The sequence below is a fragment of the Microbacterium sp. Y355 genome, assembly GCF_059445345.1.
Window position 1 is genome coordinate 1,024,138 of the sequence record NZ_JCAIUD010000001.1, and the last position, 21,611, is coordinate 1,045,748.

General features: G+C 64.4%; 19 protein-coding genes. 8 read left to right on the forward strand and 11 right to left on the reverse strand.

Annotated features, from left to right (window positions below; translation table 11 throughout):
* Window positions 1-5 precede the first annotated feature (5 nt).
* From AC1C2O_RS05130 to AC1C2O_RS05145, 4 genes are read left to right on the forward strand one after another with little or no spacing between them, the layout of a single operon-like run.
* Window positions 6-956 (forward strand): ABC transporter permease, encoded by a 951-nt coding sequence (locus AC1C2O_RS05130; protein ID WP_495429367.1) that lies wholly within the window; start codon window positions 6-8, stop codon window positions 954-956.
* Window positions 956-1,822, forward strand: a complete 867-nt coding sequence (locus tag AC1C2O_RS05135) for an ABC transporter permease (RefSeq protein ID WP_495429368.1) — start codon at window positions 956-958, stop codon at window positions 1,820-1,822. Before AC1C2O_RS05130 ends, AC1C2O_RS05135 begins: the two co-directional genes overlap by 1 nt.
* On the forward strand, window positions 1,819-2,610 hold the full coding sequence (locus tag AC1C2O_RS05140; RefSeq protein WP_495429369.1) for an ABC transporter ATP-binding protein: 792 nt from the start codon (window positions 1,819-1,821) through the stop codon (window positions 2,608-2,610). The genes AC1C2O_RS05135 and AC1C2O_RS05140 overlap by 4 nt, the downstream gene beginning before the upstream one ends.
* On the forward strand, window positions 2,607-3,419 hold the full coding sequence (locus tag AC1C2O_RS05145; RefSeq protein WP_495429370.1) for an ABC transporter ATP-binding protein: 813 nt from the start codon (window positions 2,607-2,609) through the stop codon (window positions 3,417-3,419). The genes AC1C2O_RS05140 and AC1C2O_RS05145 overlap by 4 nt, the downstream gene beginning before the upstream one ends.
* Here the strand turns inward: AC1C2O_RS05145 and AC1C2O_RS05150 are convergent.
* Genes AC1C2O_RS05150 through AC1C2O_RS05160 form a run of 3 tightly spaced genes read right to left on the reverse strand, consistent with a single transcriptional unit; the run spans window position 3,379 to window position 5,522 of the window.
* The gene (locus AC1C2O_RS05150) at window positions 3,379-3,990 is read right to left on the reverse strand and encodes a GNAT family N-acetyltransferase (protein ID WP_495429371.1); all 612 of its coding nucleotides are present in this window, start codon (window positions 3,988-3,990) and stop codon (window positions 3,379-3,381) included. The two genes, AC1C2O_RS05145 and AC1C2O_RS05150, sit on opposite strands and share 41 nt — an antisense overlap.
* A gap of 5 nt (window positions 3,991-3,995) precedes the next feature.
* Complete coding sequence (locus AC1C2O_RS05155; RefSeq protein ID WP_495431675.1) at window positions 3,996-4,724, reverse strand: uracil-DNA glycosylase; 729 nt, start codon at window positions 4,722-4,724, stop codon at window positions 3,996-3,998.
* Window positions 4,725-4,733: 9 nt separating this feature from the next.
* On the reverse strand, window positions 4,734-5,522 hold the full coding sequence (locus AC1C2O_RS05160; protein WP_495429372.1) for an SDR family oxidoreductase: 789 nt from the start codon (window positions 5,520-5,522) through the stop codon (window positions 4,734-4,736).
* A gap of 137 nt (window positions 5,523-5,659) precedes the next feature.
* On the opposite strand from AC1C2O_RS05160, the gene AC1C2O_RS05165 reads away from it, so the two are divergent.
* Window positions 5,660-6,982 carry a bifunctional o-acetylhomoserine/o-acetylserine sulfhydrylase gene (locus tag AC1C2O_RS05165; protein WP_495429373.1) on the forward strand — a complete coding sequence of 441 codons (1,323 nt, stop codon included), beginning with the start codon at window positions 5,660-5,662 and terminating at the stop codon, window positions 6,980-6,982.
* Between the two features lie 138 nt (window positions 6,983-7,120).
* Window positions 7,121-8,329: a homoserine O-acetyltransferase MetX gene (gene metX, locus AC1C2O_RS05170; RefSeq protein ID WP_495429374.1), complete on the forward strand. Its 1,209-nt coding sequence runs from the start codon at window positions 7,121-7,123 to the stop codon at window positions 8,327-8,329.
* Between the two features lies 1 nt (window position 8,330).
* Here the strand turns inward: metX and AC1C2O_RS05175 are convergent, their stop codons facing one another.
* The 5 genes from AC1C2O_RS05175 to AC1C2O_RS05195 form a co-directional block, all read right to left on the reverse strand.
* Window positions 8,331-8,957 carry an NUDIX hydrolase gene (locus tag AC1C2O_RS05175; protein WP_495429375.1) on the reverse strand — a complete coding sequence of 209 codons (627 nt, stop codon included), beginning with the start codon at window positions 8,955-8,957 and terminating at the stop codon, window positions 8,331-8,333.
* A 26-nt stretch (window positions 8,958-8,983) separates the two neighbouring features.
* A complete protein-coding gene (locus AC1C2O_RS05180; RefSeq protein WP_495431676.1) occupies window positions 8,984-10,162 on the reverse strand; it encodes an MFS transporter in 1,179 nt (392 codons plus the stop codon).
* A gap of 72 nt (window positions 10,163-10,234) precedes the next feature.
* Complete coding sequence (locus AC1C2O_RS05185) at window positions 10,235-10,552, reverse strand: thiamine-binding protein (protein ID WP_495429376.1); 318 nt, start codon at window positions 10,550-10,552, stop codon at window positions 10,235-10,237.
* A 32-nt stretch (window positions 10,553-10,584) separates the two neighbouring features.
* The gene (locus tag AC1C2O_RS05190; RefSeq protein WP_495429377.1) at window positions 10,585-11,808 is read right to left on the reverse strand and encodes a hypothetical protein; all 1,224 of its coding nucleotides are present in this window, start codon (window positions 11,806-11,808) and stop codon (window positions 10,585-10,587) included.
* Entirely contained in the window at window positions 11,805-12,635 is an 831-nt protein-coding gene (locus tag AC1C2O_RS05195; protein WP_495429378.1) for an NAD(P)H-hydrate dehydratase, read from the reverse strand. Before AC1C2O_RS05195 ends, AC1C2O_RS05190 begins: the two co-directional genes overlap by 4 nt.
* A 49-nt stretch (window positions 12,636-12,684) precedes the next feature.
* On the opposite strand from AC1C2O_RS05195, the gene AC1C2O_RS05200 reads away from it, so the two are divergent.
* Complete coding sequence (locus AC1C2O_RS05200) at window positions 12,685-13,752, forward strand: NADH:flavin oxidoreductase/NADH oxidase (protein ID WP_495429379.1); 1,068 nt, start codon at window positions 12,685-12,687, stop codon at window positions 13,750-13,752.
* Window positions 13,753-13,793: 41 nt separating this feature from the next.
* Here AC1C2O_RS05200 and AC1C2O_RS05205 read toward each other — a convergent pair whose 3' ends face one another.
* The 3 genes from AC1C2O_RS05205 to guaB1 all read right to left on the reverse strand — a co-directional run bounded on the left by AC1C2O_RS05205 (window position 13,794) and on the right by guaB1 (window position 17,771).
* Window positions 13,794-14,855 (reverse strand): hemolysin family protein, encoded by a 1,062-nt coding sequence (locus AC1C2O_RS05205; RefSeq protein WP_495429380.1) that lies wholly within the window; start codon window positions 14,853-14,855, stop codon window positions 13,794-13,796.
* Window positions 14,852-16,171 (reverse strand): hemolysin family protein, encoded by a 1,320-nt coding sequence (locus tag AC1C2O_RS05210; protein ID WP_495429381.1) that lies wholly within the window; start codon window positions 16,169-16,171, stop codon window positions 14,852-14,854. Before AC1C2O_RS05210 ends, AC1C2O_RS05205 begins: the two co-directional genes overlap by 4 nt.
* Before the next feature lie 130 nt (window positions 16,172-16,301).
* Window positions 16,302-17,771, reverse strand: coding sequence for a GMP reductase (gene guaB1, locus AC1C2O_RS05215; protein ID WP_495429382.1), 1,470 nt, complete (start codon window positions 17,769-17,771; stop codon window positions 16,302-16,304).
* A 155-nt stretch (window positions 17,772-17,926) separates the two neighbouring features.
* Between guaB1 and AC1C2O_RS05220 the strand changes: the two genes are divergently transcribed.
* A complete protein-coding gene (locus AC1C2O_RS05220; protein ID WP_495429383.1) occupies window positions 17,927-21,610 on the forward strand; it encodes a multifunctional oxoglutarate decarboxylase/oxoglutarate dehydrogenase thiamine pyrophosphate-binding subunit/dihydrolipoyllysine-residue succinyltransferase subunit in 3,684 nt (1,227 codons plus the stop codon).
* The last annotated feature ends 1 nt before the right edge of the window (window position 21,611 follow it).

Below are 21,611 nucleotides of genomic sequence, written 5' to 3' on the forward strand. Positions count from 1 at the left end.
TCCGGGTGCTTCGCTACACGCTCACACGAGGAGTCCTGCTGATCGCAGGGCTCCTCGTGTCGAGCGTGCTCATCTTCCTGACGTTGCGGGTCTTCCCCGGAGACGTCGCGCAGCTGATCGCCGGCACGCAGGCGACGCCGGCGACGGTGGACGCACTGCGCGAGTCGCTTGGCCTGAATCGTCCGCTGATGGCGCAGTACGGCGACTGGATCGGCGGAGTGCTCACCGGAGATCTCGGCACGTCTCAGCTCAGCGGTGCGTCCGTCGGTGAAGAACTGGCCGAGAAAGCACAGGTGACAGTTCCGCTCGGAATCATGGCCCTTGTGATCGCGCTACTGATAGCCATCCCGTTCGGAATTCTCTCTGCCCTGCTGCGCGGGCGCGCGAGTGGCACTGCCCTCAGCGTCACCGCACAGGCACTGGCCGCCGTCCCCGTCATCTGGGCGGGCATGATGCTCATCGTGGTGTTTGCGATCTGGCTCGGCTGGCTGCCTGCACAGGGTTTCCCCCGTGGCGGTTGGGACCAGCCGTGGCAAGCGTTCCAGTCGTTGCTGCTCCCCGCCCTGACCATCGGTATCGTCGAGGGCGCAATGCTGCTGCGTTTCGTTCGCAGCGCGACCCTGCAGGCCCGCGGCCAGGATTTCGTCCGCACTGCGGCCGCAAAAGGGCTGACCCGCAATCGGGCGCTCATCCAACACGGCATCCCTGCCGTGGGTCTGTCGATCGTGACGGTGCTGGGGCTTCAGGTGGCAGGCATCATCGTCGGCTCAGTCGTGATCGAGCAGCTCTTCACTCTTCCCGGCATCGGGCGGATGCTGGTCGCCGACGTCGGCACGCGCGACCTGATCAAGGTGCAAAGCGAGCTGCTCGTACTCACTGGGCTTGTGCTCATCATCGGTTTCATCGTCGATCTCGTCCACCATTTCGTCGACCCTCGACAGAGAGAGGCCGCCTGATGCCCCGCTGGCTGCGCGCGCTGTGGCACAGCGCGACCGGACGATTCGGTTTGATTGCTGTCGCCGTGATCGCGCTTGTCGCGCTCGTCTCAGTGTTCTGGACGCCATTCAACCCGCTTGAGACCAATATCCGCGCCCGCTGGGCTGCGCCAGGATGGCCGCATCTGTTGGGCACCGACAACACAGGCCGAGACATCCTCAGCCTCATCATGGCCGGAGCGCGCACTACGGTCTTCGTCAGCCTCGGCGCCGGCATCATCGCCACAGTCGTCGGCATCGCCCTCGCCGCGCTCGGTGCTCTCACCTTCCGCTGGATGCGGGAGACCATCGCTGTCCTCGTCGACATCCTGATCGCCTTCCCCGTACTGATCATCGCGATGATGATCTCCTCGGTCTGGGGCGGATCGCTTTGGGTCGTGATCTGGGCGGTCGGCATCGGGTTTGGTGTGAACATCGCCCGTGTCACCCGCCCAGAGCTGCGCCGCGTACAGCAGAGCGACTTCGTGCTCGCCGGGCGGGCCTCAGGCCTCACCACCTCGCAGAACCTCGTGCGTCATCTGCTGCCGAACGTCGCGCCGGTCTTCATCGTGCAGCTGTCGTGGTCGATGGCAGTCGCCGTGCTCGCCGAGGCCGGTCTGTCCTACCTGGGCTTCGGCGCCTCGATCGTGGAGCCTTCATGGGGCATCCTGCTGGCAGACCTGCAGCGGTACATCAGCATCCACCCACTCTCGGTCATCTGGCCAGGACTTGCCATCACGATCACCGTGCTGGCATTGAACCTGCTCGGTGACGCGCTGCGCGAAGCCACCGACCCGACTCTGCAGCATCGCGCAGCGGAAACTCACACTCCGGCGGTCATCGCATGAGCCTCGTCGTGCAAGACCTCGTCGTCGACATTGACGGACGCCGCGTGATCGACGGCATCTCCTTCGAGGTGCCAGACGGCGCGCGCCTCGGTCTCATCGGCGAATCCGGATCTGGCAAGTCAATTACCGCGCTCGCCATCCTTGGTCTTCTCCCCGACGGTGCCACATCCAGCGGAAGCGTCCTCTGGAATGACACCGAGCTGATCGGGATGCCAGACAAGCAGCTGGCACGCTTCCGGGGCGACGACATCGGCATCGTGTTCCAGGAGCCGCGCACAGCGCTGAATCCGATCCGCACCGTGGGCAGGCAGATCGCCGAGTCTGTGCGCATCCACACCGGCGTAAGCAAACGCGAGGCGCGCGAACGGGCGATCGAAGAGGCGGCGCGCGTGCACTTGCCCGATCCGGAGTCGATCGTCCAGAAATATCCACATCAGCTCTCCGGCGGGCAGCGTCAGCGCGTCGCGATCGCAATGGCTCTCGCCTGCCGTCCCCGGCTGCTCATCGCCGATGAACCCACCACCGCACTGGATGTCACGATCCAGGCCGAGATCCTGCGTCTACTGCTGTCGCTTGTCGAAGAAAACGGCATGTCGCTGATGTTCATCACACACGACCTGGCCGTGCTCGCCCAAGTTGCCACACACGGCGTCGTGCTCGAACATGGCCGGGTGATTGAAGCGGCTCCGGTCTCGACGCTGCTCACCGCTCCGGTCTCTCCGATTACGCAGGGTCTGCTGCGCGATGCCACGGCGACGTTGTGGCGTCCGGATGGCGGTGACTCATGAGCCTCATCGAAACGCGTGGCCTGCGCCGCGATTTTGCCGTGTCGAAGCGCACGATGTTCGACCGCGCCGAGGTTCAGACGGCTCTGCATCCGACAGACCTGAGCATCGAGGCCGGCGAGTCCATCGGTCTCATCGGCGAGTCAGGCTCGGGAAAATCCACATTGGTCCGTCTGCTGCTGGGACTGGACCGCCCGACGGCAGGCTCGGTCTCGATCGATGGCAAGGCGGTGGATGCCACGGCCTCTGCCCGTTCGCTGCATTGGCTGCGCCGTCAGACCGGACTGGTCTTCCAAGACCCCTATGCCTCGCTCGACCCTCGGATGAGCGCCGGTCAGATCATCGCCGAGCCGCTGTGGGCACTCGGCATCGAAGGCGATCGTCGCGCACGGGTGCACGAGGTTCTCACCCAAGTTGGGCTGGAACCGGAAATGGCCGACCGCTATCCGCACGAATTCTCCGGCGGCCAGCGGCAGCGCGTCGCGATCGCACGTGCGATCGCACACAGGCCGCGCATCCTGATCGGCGACGAACCGATGTCAGCGCTGGATGTCACGGTGCGCGCTCAGGTACTGGAACTGTTCGCACGGCTTCTGACGACGGAGGATCTGACGCTGATCATCGTCTCCCACGACATCGGCATGGTGCAGAATCTGTGCGAAACGGTCGCAGTGATGAAAGACGGTCATATCGTGGAGCGCGGTACGACCAAGGACGTCCTGCTGCACCCACAGCAGGACTACACCAAGCGACTGCTGGCGGCGATACCGGTCATCCCTCACGCTGCGCGAGGCGGCGACGCTTCGGTTTGAGTGACTTCTGCAGGTAGATCGTTCCCAGCGAGCGTCCGAACTTGAAGCCGACTCTGCCCATGCGCCCGACCTCGACGAAGCCGAGCTTCGTGTGCAGGTGAATCGATGCTTCGGCGCCGCTGTCACTGATGACTGCCACGATCTCGCGCAGGCGGATCTGTTCGCACGCCTCGATCAACGCCTGCAGCAGCGAGGAGCCGAGACCCTTTCCGCCGGCGCCCGGCCCGAGATAGATCGAATCCTCGACGGTGTATCGGTATGCCGTCTTGCTCGCCCACGGCTGCACCAGCGCATATCCGATGACCTGATTCGACGGGCCTACGGCGACGAGGAAAGGAAGTTTGAGTTTGGTCAGCATGGCGAACTTCTCGCGCCAGTATCGATGTGTGCTGCGCTTCTCGTCAAAGGTCACGACGGAGTTCGCGACGTAGTGGTTGTATATTTCACGGATGTCCGGCAGATCACCGATTCGGGCCGGCCTGATCACGAACGAGAAGGTGTCCGGCGCAGGTTCAGGTGCCCTTAGATGACGCGGTAGCCGTCGACGTCGGTCGCCGGGTTCGAACTGCATGAAAGTCAGAATAGTGCCGGAGCGGGCGCCGAGCGTGCATCGTCGCCACCGACGTGCCAGTCAATCGGGTTCGCTCCCTGCTGAATGAGGATTTCGTTCGCTCTGGAGAACGGCCGCGAGCCAAAGAATCCGCGCCGCGCAGACAGTGGCGAAGGATGGGCAGATTCGATGATCGGAGTCTCATCGAGCATCGGCCGCAGACTCCCGGCATCCTTCCCCCAGAGAATCGCGACAAGTGGATGCTCGCGCGCCAGGAGCGCGCGAATCGCGAGCTCGGTCACCTGCTCCCAACCCCAGCCGCGGTGGGATCCTGCCTCCCCCTGGCGCACCGTGAGCACCCGGTTCAGCAGCAGCACTCCCTGGTCGCTCCACGTCGTCAGATCACCGTGTGGTGCGGGTGGAATACCAATATCGCTCTCGCGCTCGGCGTAGATGTTCGTCAGGCTCCTCGGCAACGGCCGCACGTGGCGATCCACTGCGAAGGACAACCCGATCGGATGTCCGGGGGTCGGATAAGGATCCTGCCCCACGATCAGCACGCGCACGTCTGCGAAGGGCTGCTGGAAGACGCGCAGCACCCGATCTTCTGACGGCAGATACTCTCGACCTTCGTCCTTCTCCAGGCGAAGGCGTTCACCAAGCTCACGGATCAGGTCGGCAACAGGTGCAAGCGCATCAGCCCACCCGCGGTCGATCAGTCCTTCCGCCGCCAGCTGGGCCAGTGGCCGGCTCAGCACCGAGAATCAGTCCTCGGACTCGATGCGCACCCGCAGCTCGCCGCGCGCGAGAAGGTGCTGTGCCGACTGAGCGACCGGACGCATCGTGATCAGGTCGAGGTTCACATGACCCGGCGCATCGAGCGCGTAGCCGATGACGTCGGCGACGTCGTGAGCCGTGAGCGGCTCATCGACACCCGCGTACACAGCTTCGGCCCCGAGCTGATCGCCGCGCAGACGGTTGAGGGTGAACTCCTCGGTGTGCACCATGCCAGGAGCGACTTCGACCACACGCAGCGGCTCTCCGTTGAGCTCCTGACGCAGCACCTTGACGATCATCGATTGCGCAGCCTTTGTCGCGTTGTAGCCGCTGCCACCGGGGTAGGCGGTGTATGCGGCCGTGGAAGTCACGAACACCAGGTCACCATGGCCATCGGATGCCGCGGCACGGCGCAGCAGCGGCAGCAGAGCAGCCACGAGACGCTGCGTGGCCAGCACGTTCACGTCGAACATCCACTGCCAGTCGTCGACGCTGCCGTCTTCAACTCGGTCAGTGCCGCGAGCGCCACCAGCCACCTGCACGAGTGCGTGCACCGGGCCTGCGGCCTCAAGTTCCTTGATGAGAGAAGCGACGGCATCCGCGTCGGTGAGATCGCATGCGATGGCCGATGCGCCGGTCTCATCGACTAGCTTCTGAAGTCGATCTGCGCGTCTGGCGACGCCGACCACATCCCACCCGCGCGAGCGAAGATCACGAACTGTGGCCTCCCCGATCCCGGAACTCGCACCTGTCACGACTGCACGCCTGATCACCATGCCTCAACCGTACGACTTTTCCGGGTCTGCTGATGTTACGTAACATGTCCGGCGCGTTGTTGACATCGTGGCTTCTACGTACCCTCACATAAGCGGCATCCGCCGTACTGACCTCAATCCGATCCAGGGAGAACAACATGTCCGCAGCTGAGACCTGGCGTTTCGAGACCAAGCAGATTCACTCGGGTGCCGCACCCGACCCGGTCACCAAGGCGCGCGCCACACCGATTTACCAGACCACGTCGTACGTGTTCGACAACGCAGACCACGCCGCGAACCTGTTCGCGCTCGCCGAGTTCGGAAACATCTACACACGCATTCAGAACCCGACGCAGGACGTCCTCGAGCAGCGCCTTGCCGCGCTCGAAGGCGGCACAGGAGCATTGGTGCTCTCCAGCGGACAGGCAGCATCGACGTTCGCCGTGCTGAACATCGCGCAGGCCGGGGACCACATCGTCTCGTCCAGCTCGATCTACGGCGGCACGTACAACCTCTTCAAGTACACGCTCGCCAAGCTCGGCATCGAGGTCACTTTCGTCGAGAACCAGGACAACATCGAAGAGTGGCGAGCCGCTGTGCGCCCGAACACCAAGCTCTTCTTCGCCGAGACCATCGGCAACCCGAAGATCAACGTGCTCGACATCCGCAGCGTCGCCGACGTCGCGCACGCCGAAGGCGTCCCGCTGATCGTCGACAACACGATCGCCACGCCGTACCTGATCCGTCCGTTCGAGCATGGCGCCGACATCATCGTGCACTCGGTCACCAAGTTCCTCGGCGGCCATGGCACCACCATCGGCGGTGCGATCATCGACGGCGGGAAGTTCGAGTGGACCAAGAACGCTGCGAAGTTCCCCGGCCTCACAGAGCCTGACCCGTCGTACCACGGCGCGGTCTACACCACGGCGGTCGGCGACTCGCTCGCCTACATCATCAAGGCCCGCGTTCAGCTGCTTCGTGACCTCGGCTCGGCCATCGCACCGCAGAGCGCCTGGAACCTCATCCAGGGCATCGAGACGCTGTCGTTGCGCATCGAGCGCCACGTGCAGAACGCGCAGGAGATCGCTGAGTGGCTCGACAACCACGCCGACGTCGCGACCGTGAACTACTCAGGGCTCCCTTCATCCCCCTGGTACGCCAAGGCGAACGAGTACGCGCCGAAGGGCGTCGGCGCTGTCCTCTCGTTCGAACTCAAGGGCGGCGTCGGGGCCGGTCGCGAGTTCGTCAACAGCCTGTCGCTGTTCAGCCACCTGGCGAACATCGGTGATGTGCGCTCGCTCGTCATCCACCCGGCATCCACGACGCACTCGCAGCTGACGCCAGAGCAGCAGCTCACCTCAGGCGTCACGCCTGGTCTCGTGCGTCTGTCTGTGGGACTCGAGAACATCGAAGACCTGAAGGCCGATCTGGAGCAGGCCCTGGCCGCGGCACGTCGCGTCTCAGAGGCCGCTCGCGCCTAGTTCTCAGCCCGTCGGATACGGAAATTCCCTCCCCAGCCTCGCTGTCGGAGGGAATTTCCGTATCCCCGCGTTGGGCACCCACTCCAGCCCCGCCGTAACGTTCGCCGCGCATGCGCAGAACCAGGCGAGAATGGATGTATGGACTGGCAGAGCACCTCTGAAGACACCGTGCCATCGGCGCGAGTGACGGCAGCGGATGCGCGCCTCCTCCGAGCACGCCCTCCGGTCACGGGCGCATGGCGTGACGGCGACCCGGTCGGCGACCGGAAGTTCGCCGCCTTTGGCCCGTTCCGCACCGAGAGCGAGCAGGAGCTGCCCAGCATCCGCGTCGCGTACGAATCGTGGGGCGAGCTAAACGCCGCTCGCGACAACGCGATCCTCGTGCTGCACGCGCTCACAGGAGACAGCCATCTGCGCGGCGGCGCAGGGTCCGGGCATCCCACCGCAGGATGGTGGGAAGACATCGTCGGTCCCGGCGCTCCGCTGGACACAGATCGCTGGTGCGTGATCGCGCCGAACATGCTGGGCGGATGCCAGGGCTCCACCGGCCCCGCCAGCGTCGCGCCGGACGGCTACGAGTGGGCCTCCCGCTTCCCCTACTTGACGATCCGCGACCAGGTCGCCGCCCAGGTGCTGCTCGCAGATGAGCTGGGCATCGACCGCTGGGCCAGCGTTATCGGTGGATCTATGGGCGGCATGCACGCGCTCGAATGGGCGGCCACGCACCCGGAGCGCGTCGAACGACTCGCGATCCTCTCTTCTCCCCCGACCAGTACCGCCGACCAGATCGCACTGAACTCGGTGCAGCTCGAAGCAATTCGCATGGACTCACGGTTCCAGGGTGGCGAGTACTACGACCTCGATGACGGCGACGGGCCGCACCGCGGGCTTGCCCTCGCACGCCGAATGGCGCTGTTGAACTACCGCAGCCCGATCGAGCTGAACCAGCGCTTCCAACGCTCCTGGCAATCAGGCGTCTCGCCTCTCGGCCACGGTGGTCGCTTCGCAGTGGAGAGCTATCTCGACTTCCACGGCAACAAGTTCACCCGCCGCTTCGATGCGAACAGCTACATCACAGTCGTCGAGGCCATGAGCTCGCACGACGTCGGCCGCGACCGTGGCGGTGTGGAAGAAGCGCTCCATGGCGTCACCGCCACAACGCTCGTGCTCGGTATCGACACCGACCGGCTGTTCCCCGTCGACGGACAGCATCGCATCGCGCGAAGCATCCCGAACACCCTTGATGGCAACGAGGCTGTGGTCCTCACCAGTGATTTCGGCCACGACGGCTTCCTGATCGAGACCGAAGAGGTCGGCGCGCATCTGCGTCGCCTGCTCGACAGCTGAATCAGTCGCGCAGATATCGCCACGGGCGGTTAGCGGTTTCCAACCTGTGCCGCCCCTCGCCGCCTTCTGGATGCTCGGCGTCCCCACCCCAGACGAAGATTCCGTCGCCAAGAATGTGCGTGGCGTAGAACTCAGGAGCGGATGCGGCGGCGAACGCCGCTTCGATGCTGTGCACCGCCTGCAGCGCGTTCAACGTCACCCAGGTCGGCGGAAACAGGCGCAGATCGCCCAGCGCATGAAGCCTGAGCGCCGCTGCGGGCGCCAGCCAGCGCGACTCTTCCACTTCGTCAGGCGACAGCGTCAGCTCGCCCTCTGGCGCAGTCGAGAGAAAGAACCAAGTACGCACGCGTTTCGGTGCTTCCACTGGTGGCACCCAACACGACAGGGTGACCAGTTCCACCGGCCGAAGCCCCACCTCTTCTTCGCACTCGCGGATGGCAGCACGCGCCGCGGTCTGCTGCTCGGATTCACCGTGGACCGCATCCGGGGATTCGACCATGCCACCGGGAAACACCCACGCCGCGGCGAAGGATCCGCGGTCCGGACGTCGTGTCAACAGAACTTCGGGTCCATCTGCGCGATCACGCAGCAGTACTGCCGTTCCGGCAACGTGCATCGTCGCATCCATGCCCTCACTTTAGAGCTCTGCACTGATCAGGCCGCGACGGCGACCCGCTCGACGCGGACCGCGACCACAGTTATTGCGAGGCCTACCAGTGCGAGTGCTGCTCCGACCCACGCGGGCGCGGTGAAGCCCCACCCGACAGCGATCACCATTCCGCCGAGGAAGGCACCGAGGCTGTTGCCGATGTTGAGCGCGGAATGATTCATCGCGGCGGCGATCGACTGATTGTCCCCCGCAACATCCATGAGCCTCGTCTGGATCGCAGGGCTCAGCACAGAGGACACCAGCCCCACCGCGAATGCGAAGAATGCCAGCAGGATGATCTGGAACGACAGCAGCGCCAACAGAACGAGAACCAGCGCAAGCGCGCCCATACCGATCAGAAGCGTACGACGGAGGTCCCGATCTGCCATGTACCCACCGAGCAGGTTGCCGACGGTCATGCCGAGACCGACAAGCACGAGCACGATCGGAACTGCCCATTCGGGCGAACCGGCGACCTCTGTCACCAGTGGCGCGACATAGCTGTAGACGGCGAAGAAGCCGCCAAAACCGATCGCTCCGATCCCGAGCGTGAGCCACACCTGACCGACTCGGAACACGCCGAGCTCTGACCGCATGGTGCGACCAGGCTCCCCCGGGTGCTTCGGCACGAACCTGGCGATGCACACGGTCGCCACAGCGAAGACGACGGTGACGATCAGGAACGCCGTCCGCCAGCCCCATTGCTGCCCGAGGTACGTGCCGAGCGGCACACCGACGACGTTCGCGATGGTGAGGCCGGTGAGAATGAAGGCAACGCCTTTGGCGCGCTTGCCTGGGCCCAGCACATCTGCCGCGACGAGCGCGCCGATCCCGAAGTACGCGCCATGCGGCAGGCCCGCGAGAAAGCGCGACATCCCGACCAGCTCGAACGTTGGCAGCACGATCGTCAGTGCGTTGAACAGGGTCAGTGCCAGTGCGAGCCCGAGCATCACATGGTGGCGCGGGAAGCGCGCGACGAAGCCAGCGATTGTCGGCGCACCGATGACCACACCGAGCGCATACAGCGAGATGAGGATGCCGGTCTGCGCGATCGCTTCTTCGTGCGACGCCGCCCACACATCTGGGAGCAGATCCTGGGCGATGTCTGGCAGGAGCCCCATGACGACGAACTCGGTCATTCCGATGCCGAAGGAGCCGATGGCGAGAGAGAGGAGCGCCGTCATCGCCGCACCCCTCGAGAGTGTCGAGGAGTGGTTCACCCGTCAATGCTACTGGTCAGATGTCAGGGCCAGATCTCACTGATCGGCGGCATCCTCGATCGCGGCTTCCAGCCGGTCAAGCTTCCCGTCGAGTTCATCGGAGTATCCGGGACGAATATCTGCCTTGAGGACGAGCGACACACGGGAGCCGAATGGCATCACCGCTTCGGTGGCCCGCTTGACGACATCCATCACCGTGTCCCAGTCCGGGCCCTCGATCTCGGTGAACATGCTGGTCGTGCGGTGCGGCAGACCGGAGTCGCGGACGACATTGACTGCGGCCGCGACGGCGTCATGGACGGATCCGTCCTCGCGACCGGTGCCGGATGGTGCTACGGAGAATGCGATGAGCATAATGTTTCCTTTCGGTTCGATGCCTGGGGCGTTCAGCGTCTGGTGGATATGCGGCTGATGGGTACGCGCACCAGGGCGCGCGCGGCGATGACGAGCAGCCCGACGAGCAGGAGGTTGCGCACGGTCAGCAGCAACAGTGGCAGCAGGTCCGTCCGCAGCAGCGCGTCGTAGGTCAGCGGGTAGATCAGGCAGGTCAGTGCGCACAGCGCAAGCACGACACCGGCGGGCACGCCCGATCGGGTGCGGTCGAAGATGATCCAGAGGATTACGGGAGCGATCAACCAGGTCTGGAACTGCGGCGATCCCACCTTGTTGGTGACGATCAGCGTCGCCACGATCGCGAGGGCGAGCGGTGGGAACAGCCGCGGGAAGGATGCTCCCCGCATGGCCTTGACGGCGCCGAGCGCGACCACTGCGAGCGTCACCAGCATCATCAGTGGGGTCAGGAATGCGGCGAGCACATCAACGCCAGGCGCGCCGATCTGGAAGGTCAGGATGTCGAAGCTGTAGTCGACGGATGCTGCGCCGAAATGCGCCATCCACATGAACGGCGTCGCCGCGACTGCCTCGACCTGCAGCCCGCGTCCGGTCTGTTCGGTGAGGAATCCGAACAAATGCCGATCAGCGCCGAGGAGGAACAGCGCTGCCACGGTCACTGCAGAGACGGCAACGGCCGTGAGCAATACCCGCATCCGACTCTTCGCTGCCACGACAGCTGCGAGCACCAGGGCACCCGGCCAGATTTTGATCCAGGCTGCGATCGTCAGCAGCACCGTCGCGACGCCAGGACGCTTGACGAGCCAGAACCCGCCGATGACAGCCAGCGGCACCGTGACCGCGTCGATGCGGTACATGGCGATCGGCCCGAGCAATAGAAGCGCTGCGGCCCAGAACCATCCGGCAGAACGGCGCGACGACGAGCCAGTGCGACCGACGAGTACACCGAAGGCGACAGCATCCAGAGCGGTGATCAGCACTGCCCACCCGATCAGGTATGCGCCGGGCACGCCGACCAGGCCCGTCAACGGCCAAGCGAGCAGTTGAGTAAGCAGCATCGGAAGCAGAGCCAGCTGGGGGTACACCCACGGCTCCGTGATCCCGACGATGGAGCCGCCACTGAGGGCAGCAGCTGACCAGGGTTCGTAGACGAGGACGACATCGCCCATCGGCTGACTCGGATACACCCAGCCCTGCCAGGCGATGAGTATATGCACTGCGAGGAATGCGCCCCACAGACCGATTGTCCGAAACTTCACGACAGCAGATCTCCGATCGCGGCGGGAAGAGCCTCCGCGACGTCGAGCGCCACGATCGGATGCCCGACGCCCCACTCGATACTGCCGGATGCCAGACGCGCCGCGTATCCATGCAACCAGGCGCCGGCCGCCGCGACCTCGGCAACTGGGGCTGTCGGGTTCGCGGCAACCAACGCACCGAGAATTCCGGCGAGCACGTCGCCTGCTCCGGCCGTCGCAAGCCAACTTGGCGCGGATGAAACTGAGATGACCGTTCCATCTGATGCCGCGACCAGCGTCGTAGCCCCCTTCAACAGCACCGTGCAGCCAAGGGCGTGTGCAGTCTGAACGGCATCCGCGACGCGGTCGCCAGACTCTCTCAGCCGAATCTGAGCGCGCAGTCGCGCGAATTCCCCCGCGTGTGGGGTAATCATCACGGGCGCCCTCGTCTCCGGCACGAGATCGAGTGCCCCGGCGTCGACAACGACGGGGGCGGTCCCGGAGAGGATACTGCGCAGCGCCGCCTCTTCGTCTGGTGTGCGCTCCACGGCAGAGGTACCGGAGCCGATGACCCAGCAATCCACCCGGGTCGGACCAGCATCTGCCGCAGCCACCGTTTCCGGTCGGCGGGCGATGACAGCGTCCGCTGCCCGTCCTTCACCGACGAATCGGACGAAACCTGCACCAGTACGCCAAGCCGCCTCGACACCCAGTACCGCGGCTCCTGGATACTCGTTCGATCCTGTGCGCAGCGCAACGACACCGCGTGAGTACTTGTCATCCGTTGCACCCGGCACCCGCAACAGGGGTCTGGTGTCTGCACGGGACCATTCACGGACGTCGACCATGGTTCCACGCTAGCGCGCCGCTGCCGTCTGAGCGCGATACGGTCAACGAGTGAGTCTTCTCTTCTCCCCGCTCGGCCTCCGCTCCGTCACGTTCTCGAACCGCCTCTGGGTTTCCCCGATGTGCATGTACAGCGCCGTCGACGGGGTGGTGCAGGAATGGCACCACACGCATCTCACGCAATTCGCCGATGGCGGCGCAGGGCTCATCGTCGCCGAGGCGACCGGCGTCACCCCCGAAGGACGCATCTCTCCGCGCGATGCCGGACTGTGGAACGACGAACAGCGTGATGCCTGGGCGCCGATCGTACGAGCCATCCACGAACGCGGCGGGCGTGCCGGCATCCAGCTCGCACATGCCGGACGCAAAGCATCGACATGGTGGCCATGGGCAGATGAGCGCGGGTCGGTATCTGTCGCCGATGGTGGCTGGCAGACGGTCGCGCCGTCAGCGATCGCTTTCGAGGGGTTCGACGAGCCCGTCGCGCTGGATGATGCGGGCATCGAGCACCTCGTCAACAGTTTCCGTGACGCCGCGCACCGCGCCCTGGAGGCGGGCTTCGACGTGCTGGAGATCCACGGTGCGCACGGATATCTGCTGCATCAGTTCCTCTCGCCACTTTCGAATCTGCGCGAGGACTCATACGGCGGATCGCTTGAGAACCGTGCACGCCTCCTGCTGCGCATCGTGGATGCCGTGCGCGAGGTTGCGGGCGGTGGCGTGCCGCTGTTCGTGCGTATCTCAGCAACTGACCACGCCGAGGGCGGCTTCACTCCCGAAGCGGCGGCAATTGTGAGTGGCTGGGCCATCGAACACGGGGCTGACCTCATCGATGTCTCCAGCGGCGGGCTCGTCGCACACCAGAAGATCGACGTGCACCCTGGCTACCAGGTGCCGCTCGCCGAGACCGTGCGTCAGATCGGACGGATCCCCGTGACGGCGGTGGGGCTCATCACTGCAGCCGAGCAGGCCGAGCAGGTGCTCGCTGATGGCGCGGCGGATGCGATATTCGCCGCACGCGAGTGGTTGCGCGACCCGCACTTCGGCCTGCGGGCCGCGCATGAACTCGGTGCCGATATCACCTGGCCTCCGCAGTACACGCGCGCCCGCTGGCGCTGACACACCTTCACCACACCGGACGACCGGGCGGGATGAGCGCGTCAGCGGCCGTGGACCCTCCGCGTCGCATCCTGAACCTCGCCGACGAGCTCTTCCAGGATGTCTTCCAGGAACAGCACCGCTGTCGTCTCGCCCTGCGCATTTCGCACCTTCGCCAGGTGACGTCCGGCACGGCGCATGACCGCGAGGGCATCCTCGAGGTCGGTGTCTTCCTGCACAGGCACCATGTGGTGGACGCGCTTCTGCGGGATGGGCTCCACCGTCATAGTCGCCGCATCCGCACCCTCCGAAGCGCGCAGGATGTCCTTCAGATGCACATAACCGACCGGCACGTTCTCCTCGTCGACGATCACGTAGCGGGAGAAGCCGTAACGGGCGACCGCACGCTCAATGTCATCCGGCGTGGTGGTCTGCGGCAACGTCACCAGATCGCTCAGAGCCACGGCGACATCGCGTGCTTTCTTGTCGGTGAATTCCACAGCCTTCGCCACGGCGCCGGAAGTATCCGAGAGCAGCCCCTCACGGCGCGACTGGTCAACGATCGTCGCCACCTCGTCGATCGTGAACGTGGATGCTGCTTCGTTCTTGGGCTCGACGCGGAACAACCGCAGTACGCCGTTAGCGGCCGCATTGAGCACCCAGATCACCGGCATGAACACCTTTGACACCCACACCAGCGGCGGGGCGAGGATGAGCACTGCTCGCTCCGGTACCGAGAACGCGAGGTTCTTTGGCACCATCTCACCGAACACCACGTGCAGATAGGAGACCAGCAGGAGAGCGACCGTGAATCCGACGACGTCCACCACGGTGTCCGACCATCCGAGGGCATGCATCGGCACGCCAAGGAGATGGTGGATCGCCGGTTCGGAGACGTTCAGGATCAGCAGCGAGCAGATCGTAATCCCAAGCTGCGAAGTCGCGAGCATGAGCGTCGCGTGCTCCATTGCGTACAGTGCCGTTTTGGCGGCGCGCGAGCCCTCCTCGGCACGTGGTTCGATCTGCGAGCGTCGAGCGGAGATCACTGCGAACTCGGCTCCGACGAAGAAGGCGTTCGCGACGAGAAGCACGACCAACCAGACGATTCCAGCCCAATCGTTCATCGGGTCACCTCCTCGATCGCAGCGTTGACCGGCTCTGGCGTGTAACGGACGCGGTCGATTCTGCGCCCGTCCATGCGGATCACCTGCAGCACGCCAGAGTCGAGAGCCACCTCATCACCAATGGCGGGCACGCGCTCGAGCACACTCATCATGTAGCCACCCACGGTGTCGTACACATCTCCCTCAGGAACTTGGACTCCACTTCGGCTGCGCAGTTCGTCAGGGCGCAGCTCACCCGGGAAAGTGATCGAATCGAGGCCGCGAACCACGCCGGCGCGGCTGCGATCGTGTTCATCGGAGACCTCACCGACGATCTCCTCGACCAGGTCTTCGAGTGTCACAATCCCGGCGGTCCCGCCGTACTCGTCGACCACGATCGCCAGCTGGTAGCCCTTCGCACGCAGCTCCGAGATCAGTACATCGAGGTGCAACGTCTCCGGAACACGCAGCGGCTCAGTGGCGAGCGCGCCGACGGGAACTTCGGCGCGGCGCTCGCGCGGCACCGAAACGGCCGCCTTCAGGTGTACGACACCGGTGATGTCGTCGAGATCGTCGTCGTAGACCGGGAATCGACTGTGTCCTGTGCGCCGGGCAAGCTGGATGACATCTTCCGCAGAGTCCCCGGCGAAGATCGCGTGCATGCTGGGGCGCGGGGTCATGACGTCGTCGGCGGACAGACGGGCGAATGTGAGGCTGCGGTCGAGCAGGCTAGCGGTGTCTGCTTCCAGGAAGCCGGCGCTGGCCGAACGGCGCACGAGAGACGAGAGTTCTTCCGCCGTTCGAGCACCAGAGAGCTCTTCCTTGGGCTCGATGCCCATCGAGCGCAGTACGCCATTCGCGCTTCCGTTGAGCACGACGATCACAGGTTTGAAGACGGCCGTGAATCCGGTCTGGAATGGGAGCACCAGTTTGGCGGTCTGGCGCGGCAATGCGAGGGCGAAGTTCTTCGGCACAAGTTCGCCGAGAATCATCGACAACACGGTCGCGACGACCATGGCGACGACGGTCGAAATGGGGCGAACCACGGACTCGGCGATTCCCCACGAGGTCAGAACCGGTCCGAGCAGATTCGACAGTGCTGGTTCCATCGTGTAACCCGTGAGCAGCGTCGTCAGCGTAATACCGAGCTGCGCAGATGAGAGATGGGTCGACGTGTGCTTCAGTGCGCTGATCGTGAGCGCCAGGCGGGACTCTCCGCGGGCTTGACGCGCTTCGAGTTCAGCACGGTCGAGATTGACAAGCGCGAACTCACTCGCGACAAACAATCCCGTCCCTACCGTGAGCAGGAGCCCCACGCCCAACATGACGTAATCCATCAGTCGCTCCCCTCCTCAGAGGTCGGCGGCAGGCAGTGGGGCTGTGTACTTCTACTGGGAGGGTCGTCCATGGTGCATCAATTCTACAGAACCAGTTCTATCTGATCGCTGTTGATGTGGATGTTGTGCGCTACCAGCTGACCGGCAACGCCTTTCCTTCTTCGTACCCGGCGGCAGACTGGCGACCGACCAGTGCACGGTCGTGGAATTCCGGCACCGACGCGGCTCCGGCGTATGTGAACGACGAGCGCACGCCAGAGGTGATCATGTCCAGCAGGTCTTCCAGCCCTGGGCGCAGCGGGTCCAGGTAAATCTTCGACGAGGAGATTCCTTCGGCGAAAAGCTCCTTTCGTGCACGATCGTAGGCGTCGAGCCGTCCGAACCGGGCGTGCACGGCTTTGGTCGAGGCCATGCCCCAGGATTCTTTGTAGATTCGTCCGTCGGTGTCGGTCTGCAGCTGTCCTGGCGCCTCGATCGTGCCGGCGAACCAGGAGCCGATCATGACAGATGCCGCACCGGCCGCGAGCGCGAGCGCCACATCGCGTGGGTAGCGCACTCCCCCGTCGGCCCACACATGCGCGCCGAGCGAGTGCGCCGCCTCAGCCGTTTCCAGCACTGCGGAGAACTGCGGCCGACCAACAGCGGTCATCATGCGCGTGGTGCACATCGCGCCGGGCCCGACGCCGACTTTAAGGATCGATGCCCCCGCGTCGACGAGATCGTTCACACCGTCTGATGTCACGATGTTGCCCGCCACCAGCGGGATGCCGAGATTCAGAGCAGCCACGGTAGCGATGGCGCGCAGCATCCCGTCCTGATGTCCGTGTGCGGTATCGATTACGAGCACATCGACTCCCGCGGCGGCGAGGGCCTTCGCCTTGGCTGCGACGTCGCCATTGATGCCCACGGCCGCGCCTACTGCGAGGCGCCCGTCGGCATCGAGCGCCGGAGCGTACAAAGTCGAGCGCAGGGCGCTGCGCGCGCTGAGCGTTCCGACCAGATGTCCATGATCGACGACCATGACCAACTCGGCTCCGGTCTCGGTGATGACGTCGAAGGCCGCGCGTCCGTCCCTGATGTCCTCGGCATCCAGAGCGGGCGTTCCGGAGTGCACCAGGTCGCCCAACTGCGCGTCAGGAAGCGCCACGCCGAGGCGAGTGGCCGGCAGTATTCCACGCACCGCGGATGCGTCGATCTTCGATCTCTGATCGGCGTTAGCGCCCTCAGCGACGACGACACCGTGTCCTTCGGTCGGTGGCAACAGACGCAGAGCATCGGCCACCGAAGTGGACGGAGGCAGCACGAGAGGGCTGTCCCATGCGACCGGCTGTGCCTTGACCTCGCGAATCGCGGCATCCAGATCCTGCAGCGGCATGTCCTGCGGAAGGATGCCGAGACCACCTCTCCTTGCCAGCACAGCGGCGAGCCGGGGGCCGGTGACCGAGTTCATGTTCGACGCCACGAGTGGAATCGTCGCGGGTGTGCCATCCCTGGGCGCAAGGTCCACTTCAAGCCTGCTCGTGATGTCTGAACGTCGTGGCACAAGAAAGACGTCCGAATAGGTGAGATCTACGGCGGGTTGCTCGCTGACGAACTTCATGTCTCCACGGTAGCTTTCCGCGGAGCAAAACGGGCGTGGCTACGCGCGTATTCACGTGTAGGAACACGTTAGGCTAGGACATACGGTGCACGAATCCGGCGACTCCGGTGTCGTGCACGAACCAAAGCTTCAGCGATGAAAGAGGGCGATAGCGCGTGGCGAACCAGGTGGCCGGCGTCGGGGGATCGGACGACGGGGATTTCGGAGCCAATTCGTGGCTCGTCGACGAACTCTACGAACAGTTCAAAATTGATCGCAACTCCGTTGACAAGGAGTGGTGGCCGATCCTGGAGACCTACAAGCCGGAGGCGACCCCCGCATCTCCCAAGGCAACCAGTTCCGCAGCCTCTGCGGCCGCCGCTGAACACCCTGTGACCGCACCGATCCCTGTGATCGGCTCACAGCCAGTGGCTCGCACCACCGCCAAGCCTGCCGCCCCCGCGCCGATCCCGGCCCAGGCGCCAAAGCCAGAAGCGAAGGCCGCCGCGGAATCCGCAAATGAGGACAAGGTCACTCCGCTGCGCGGCATGACCAAGACTCTCGCCGCGAACATGGACCAGTCGCTGACGGTGCCCACGGCGACCAGTGTGCGCACCATTCCCGCGAAGCTGATGATCGACAATCGCATCGTCATCAACAACCACATGTCGCGCTCGCGCGGCGGCAAGATCAGCTTCACCCACCTCATCGGTTGGGCTCTGATCCAGACGCTCAAGGAATTCCCGAGCCAGAACGTCTTCTACGCCGAGATTGAGGGCAAGCCGTCGGTCGTCGCCCCTGCGCATGTCAACCTCGGCATCGCCATTGACCTGCCCAAGCCCGACGGCACCCGTGCCCTCATGGTGCCGAGCATCAAGCGCGCAGACACCCTGACGTTCACGGAGTACCTCGCCGCCTACGAAGACCTCGTCACCCGAGCCCGCGGCAACAAGCTCACAGCTGGCGACTTCGCCGGTACCACGGTCTCGCTGACCAACCCCGGCGGCATCGGCACAGTCCACTCTGTGCCGCGTCTTATGAAGGGCCAGGGCTGCATCATCGGCGCCGGCGCCCTCGACTACCCGGCCGAGTTCATGGGATCCAGCGACAAGACGCTGGCCGAACTCGGCATCGGCAAAACAATCACTCTGACGAGCACCTACGACCACCGTGTCATCCAGGGTGCGGGTTCTGGTGAGTTCTTGAAGAAGGTCCACGAGACCCTTATCGGTCAGCGCGGCTTCTACGACGACATCTTCGCGGCCCTGCGCATCCCGTATGCGCCGATCCGCTGGAATTCCGACATCGCCGTCGACCTCGCAGAGCGCGTCGACAAGCAGTCCCGTGTGCAGGAGCTCATCAACTCCTACCGTGTGCGCGGTCACCTCATGGCCGACATCGACCCGCTCGAGTACGTGCAGCGCTCGCACCCCGACCTCGAGATCGAAAGCCACGGCCTCACATTCTGGGATCTCGACCGTGCCTTCGTCACTGGCGGTTTCGGCGGCAAGCGCGTCATGAAGCTGCGCGACATCCTCGGCGTGCTCCGCGACTCGTATTGCCGCACGCTCGGCATCGAGTACATGCACATCCAAGACCCGGAGCAACGTCGCTGGTTCCAGGAGAAGCTCGAAGTCAAGTATCAGAAGCCCGGGCACGACGAGCAGCTGCGGGTCCTCCGCAAGCTCAACGAGGCAGAAGCATTCGAAACCTTCCTCCAGACGAAGTTCGTTGGCCAGAAGCGCTTCTCGCTCGAAGGTGGCGAGTCTCTGATTCCACTGCTGGATGAGATCCTGCAGGGCGCGGCCGCTTCCGGGCTCGAAGGCGCAGCCATCGGCATGGCCCACCGTGGTCGACTGAACGTGCTGACCAACATCGCCGGCAAGACTTACGGCCACGTGTTCCGCGAGTTCGAAGGCATTCAGGCGACGGGCAACCAGCGCGGCTCAGGAGATGTGAAGTACCACCTCGGCACCGAGGGAACCTTCGTCTCCGACGACAAGTCCGAGTTGCCGATCTATCTCGCGGCGAACCCCTCGCATCTTGAGACCGTCGATGGCGTGCTCGAGGGCATCGTCCGTGCCAAGCAGGATCGCAAGCCAATCGGCACGTTCTCGTGGCTGCCGATCCTCGTGCATGGTGATGCTGCTTTCGCAGGTCAAGGCGTAGTCGTCGAGACCTTACAGATGTCGCAACTGCGCGGTTATCGGGTCGGTGGCACGATCCACGTGGTCGTCAACAACCAGGTCGGATTCACGACGACACCGACGGACGCGCGCACCTCGGTTTACTCGACCGACGCCGCCAAGACCATCCAGGCACCGATCTTCCACGTGAACGGTGACGACCCCGAGTCAGTCATCCGCGTCGCCCAGCTTGCCTTCGAGTACCGTGAACGCTTCCACAGCGATGTCGTGATCGATCTCGTCTGCTACCGCCGCCGTGGGCACAACGAGGGCGACGACCCCTCGATGACGCAGCCACTCATGACAGACCTCATTCAGGCGAAGCGCTCGGTCCGCAAGCTGTACACCGAGGCTCTCGTCGGACGAGGCGACATCACCGAAGAAGAGTACGAGCAGGCCAAGGACGACTTCCAGGGTCGTCTCGAGGTCGCGTTCGCCGAGACGCACGCCGCCGAAACCGGCGCCACTCCGATCGCTCCCGACCTCGTCCCCGTGGACGAGATCGTCGGCGCGCCAGAGGTCACCGGCATCTCGGCTGAGGTCGTCAGCCTCATCGGTGAAGCGTTCGCGAACAAGCCTGAGGGCTTCACCGTGCACCCGAAGATCCAGCAGTTGCTCGATAAGCGCGTTGAGATGACGCGCAGCGGCAACATCGACTGGGGCTTCGGCGAGCTTCTCGCCTTCGGCTCGTTGCTCGCTGAGGGCACCTCGGTGCGCCTCGCCGGTCAAGACTCGCGCCGAGGCACCTTCGTGCAGCGTCACGCGGTCATGCACGACCGTGCGAACGGTCAGGAATGGTTGCCGCTGGCCAACCTGTCCGAGAAGCAGGGCCGATTCTTCGTCTACGACTCATTGCTCAGCGAGTACGCCACGATGGCATATGAGTACGGCTACTCGGTGGAGGCTCCAGAAGCACTCGTGCTCTGGGAAGCCCAGTTCGGCGATTTCGCCAATACCGCCCAGGCCGTCATCGACGAGTACATCTCGTCCGCTGAACAGAAGTGGGGTCAGCAGTCCGGCGTCACGCTCCTGCTGCCGCACGGTTACGAAGGTCAAGGACCAGACCACTCCTCGGCGCGCATCGAGCGTTTCCTGCAGCTGTGCGCTCAGGAGAACATGATTGTTGCTCGGCCGTCGACACCGGCCTCGCACTTCCACCTGCTACGTCGCCAGGCATACGCACGTCCCCGCAAGCCGCTCATCGTCTTCACTCCGAAGGCCATGCTGCGTCTGCGTGGTGCGACCAGCAAGGTTGAGGACTTCACGAGCGGTCGCTTCGAGCCGGTGCTGGACGACGACCGTGGCCTGAACCGCGATGCCGTCAAGCGCGTGTTGGTGCATTCCGGAAAGATCCATTGGGACCTGCGCAGCGAACTCGATAAGAACCCGAACCCGGCGATCGCCCTGGTACGGCTGGAGCAGCTGTACCCGACACCGATCGATGCGCTCAAAACGATCACTGCGTCATACCCCGACGCCGAGCTGGTGTGGGTGCAGGACGAGCCAGAGAACCAGGGCGCATGGCCGTTCCTCGCTCTCGAGTTCGCGAAGGTGCGCGAGCGCGGCTTCCGCGTGATCTCACGTGCAGCATCCGCCTCGCCTGCGACAGGTTCGTCGAAGGTGCACGCCGCTGAACAGGCTGACCTGATCAAGCGCGCTCTCACACTGGGCTGAC

What these genes read in the sequence shown, in the direction of transcription:
- AC1C2O_RS05210 (WP_495429381.1), bottom strand. Translation starts at nt 16,171, where the DNA reads ATGGATTACGTCATGTTGGGCGTGGGGCTCCTGCTCACGGTAGGGACG.
- AC1C2O_RS05160 (WP_495429372.1), bottom strand. Translation starts at nt 5,522, where the DNA reads ATGGTGATCAGGCGTGCAGTCGTGACAGGTGCGAGTTCCGGGATCGGG.
- metX (WP_495429374.1), top strand. Translation starts at nt 7,121, where the DNA reads ATGGACTGGCAGAGCACCTCTGAAGACACCGTGCCATCGGCGCGAGTG.
- AC1C2O_RS05140 (WP_495429369.1), top strand. Translation starts at nt 1,819, where the DNA reads ATGAGCCTCGTCGTGCAAGACCTCGTCGTCGACATTGACGGACGCCGC.
- guaB1 (WP_495429382.1), bottom strand. Translation starts at nt 17,771, where the DNA reads ATGAAGTTCGTCAGCGAGCAACCCGCCGTAGATCTCACCTATTCGGAC.
- AC1C2O_RS05145 (WP_495429370.1), top strand. Translation starts at nt 2,607, where the DNA reads ATGAGCCTCATCGAAACGCGTGGCCTGCGCCGCGATTTTGCCGTGTCG.
- AC1C2O_RS05185 (WP_495429376.1), bottom strand. Translation starts at nt 10,552, where the DNA reads ATGCTCATCGCATTCTCCGTAGCACCATCCGGCACCGGTCGCGAGGAC.
- AC1C2O_RS05195 (WP_495429378.1), bottom strand. Translation starts at nt 12,635, where the DNA reads ATGGTCGACGTCCGTGAATGGTCCCGTGCAGACACCAGACCCCTGTTG.
- AC1C2O_RS05165 (WP_495429373.1), top strand. Translation starts at nt 5,660, where the DNA reads ATGTCCGCAGCTGAGACCTGGCGTTTCGAGACCAAGCAGATTCACTCG.
- AC1C2O_RS05205 (WP_495429380.1), bottom strand. Translation starts at nt 14,855, where the DNA reads ATGAACGATTGGGCTGGAATCGTCTGGTTGGTCGTGCTTCTCGTCGCG.
- AC1C2O_RS05175 (WP_495429375.1), bottom strand. Translation starts at nt 8,957, where the DNA reads ATGGATGCGACGATGCACGTTGCCGGAACGGCAGTACTGCTGCGTGAT.
- AC1C2O_RS05150 (WP_495429371.1), bottom strand. Translation starts at nt 3,990, where the DNA reads ATGCAGTTCGAACCCGGCGACCGACGTCGACGGCTACCGCGTCATCTA.
- AC1C2O_RS05135 (WP_495429368.1), top strand. Translation starts at nt 956, where the DNA reads ATGCCCCGCTGGCTGCGCGCGCTGTGGCACAGCGCGACCGGACGATTC.
- AC1C2O_RS05180 (WP_495431676.1), bottom strand. Translation starts at nt 10,162, where the DNA reads ATGACGGCGCTCCTCTCTCTCGCCATCGGCTCCTTCGGCATCGGAATG.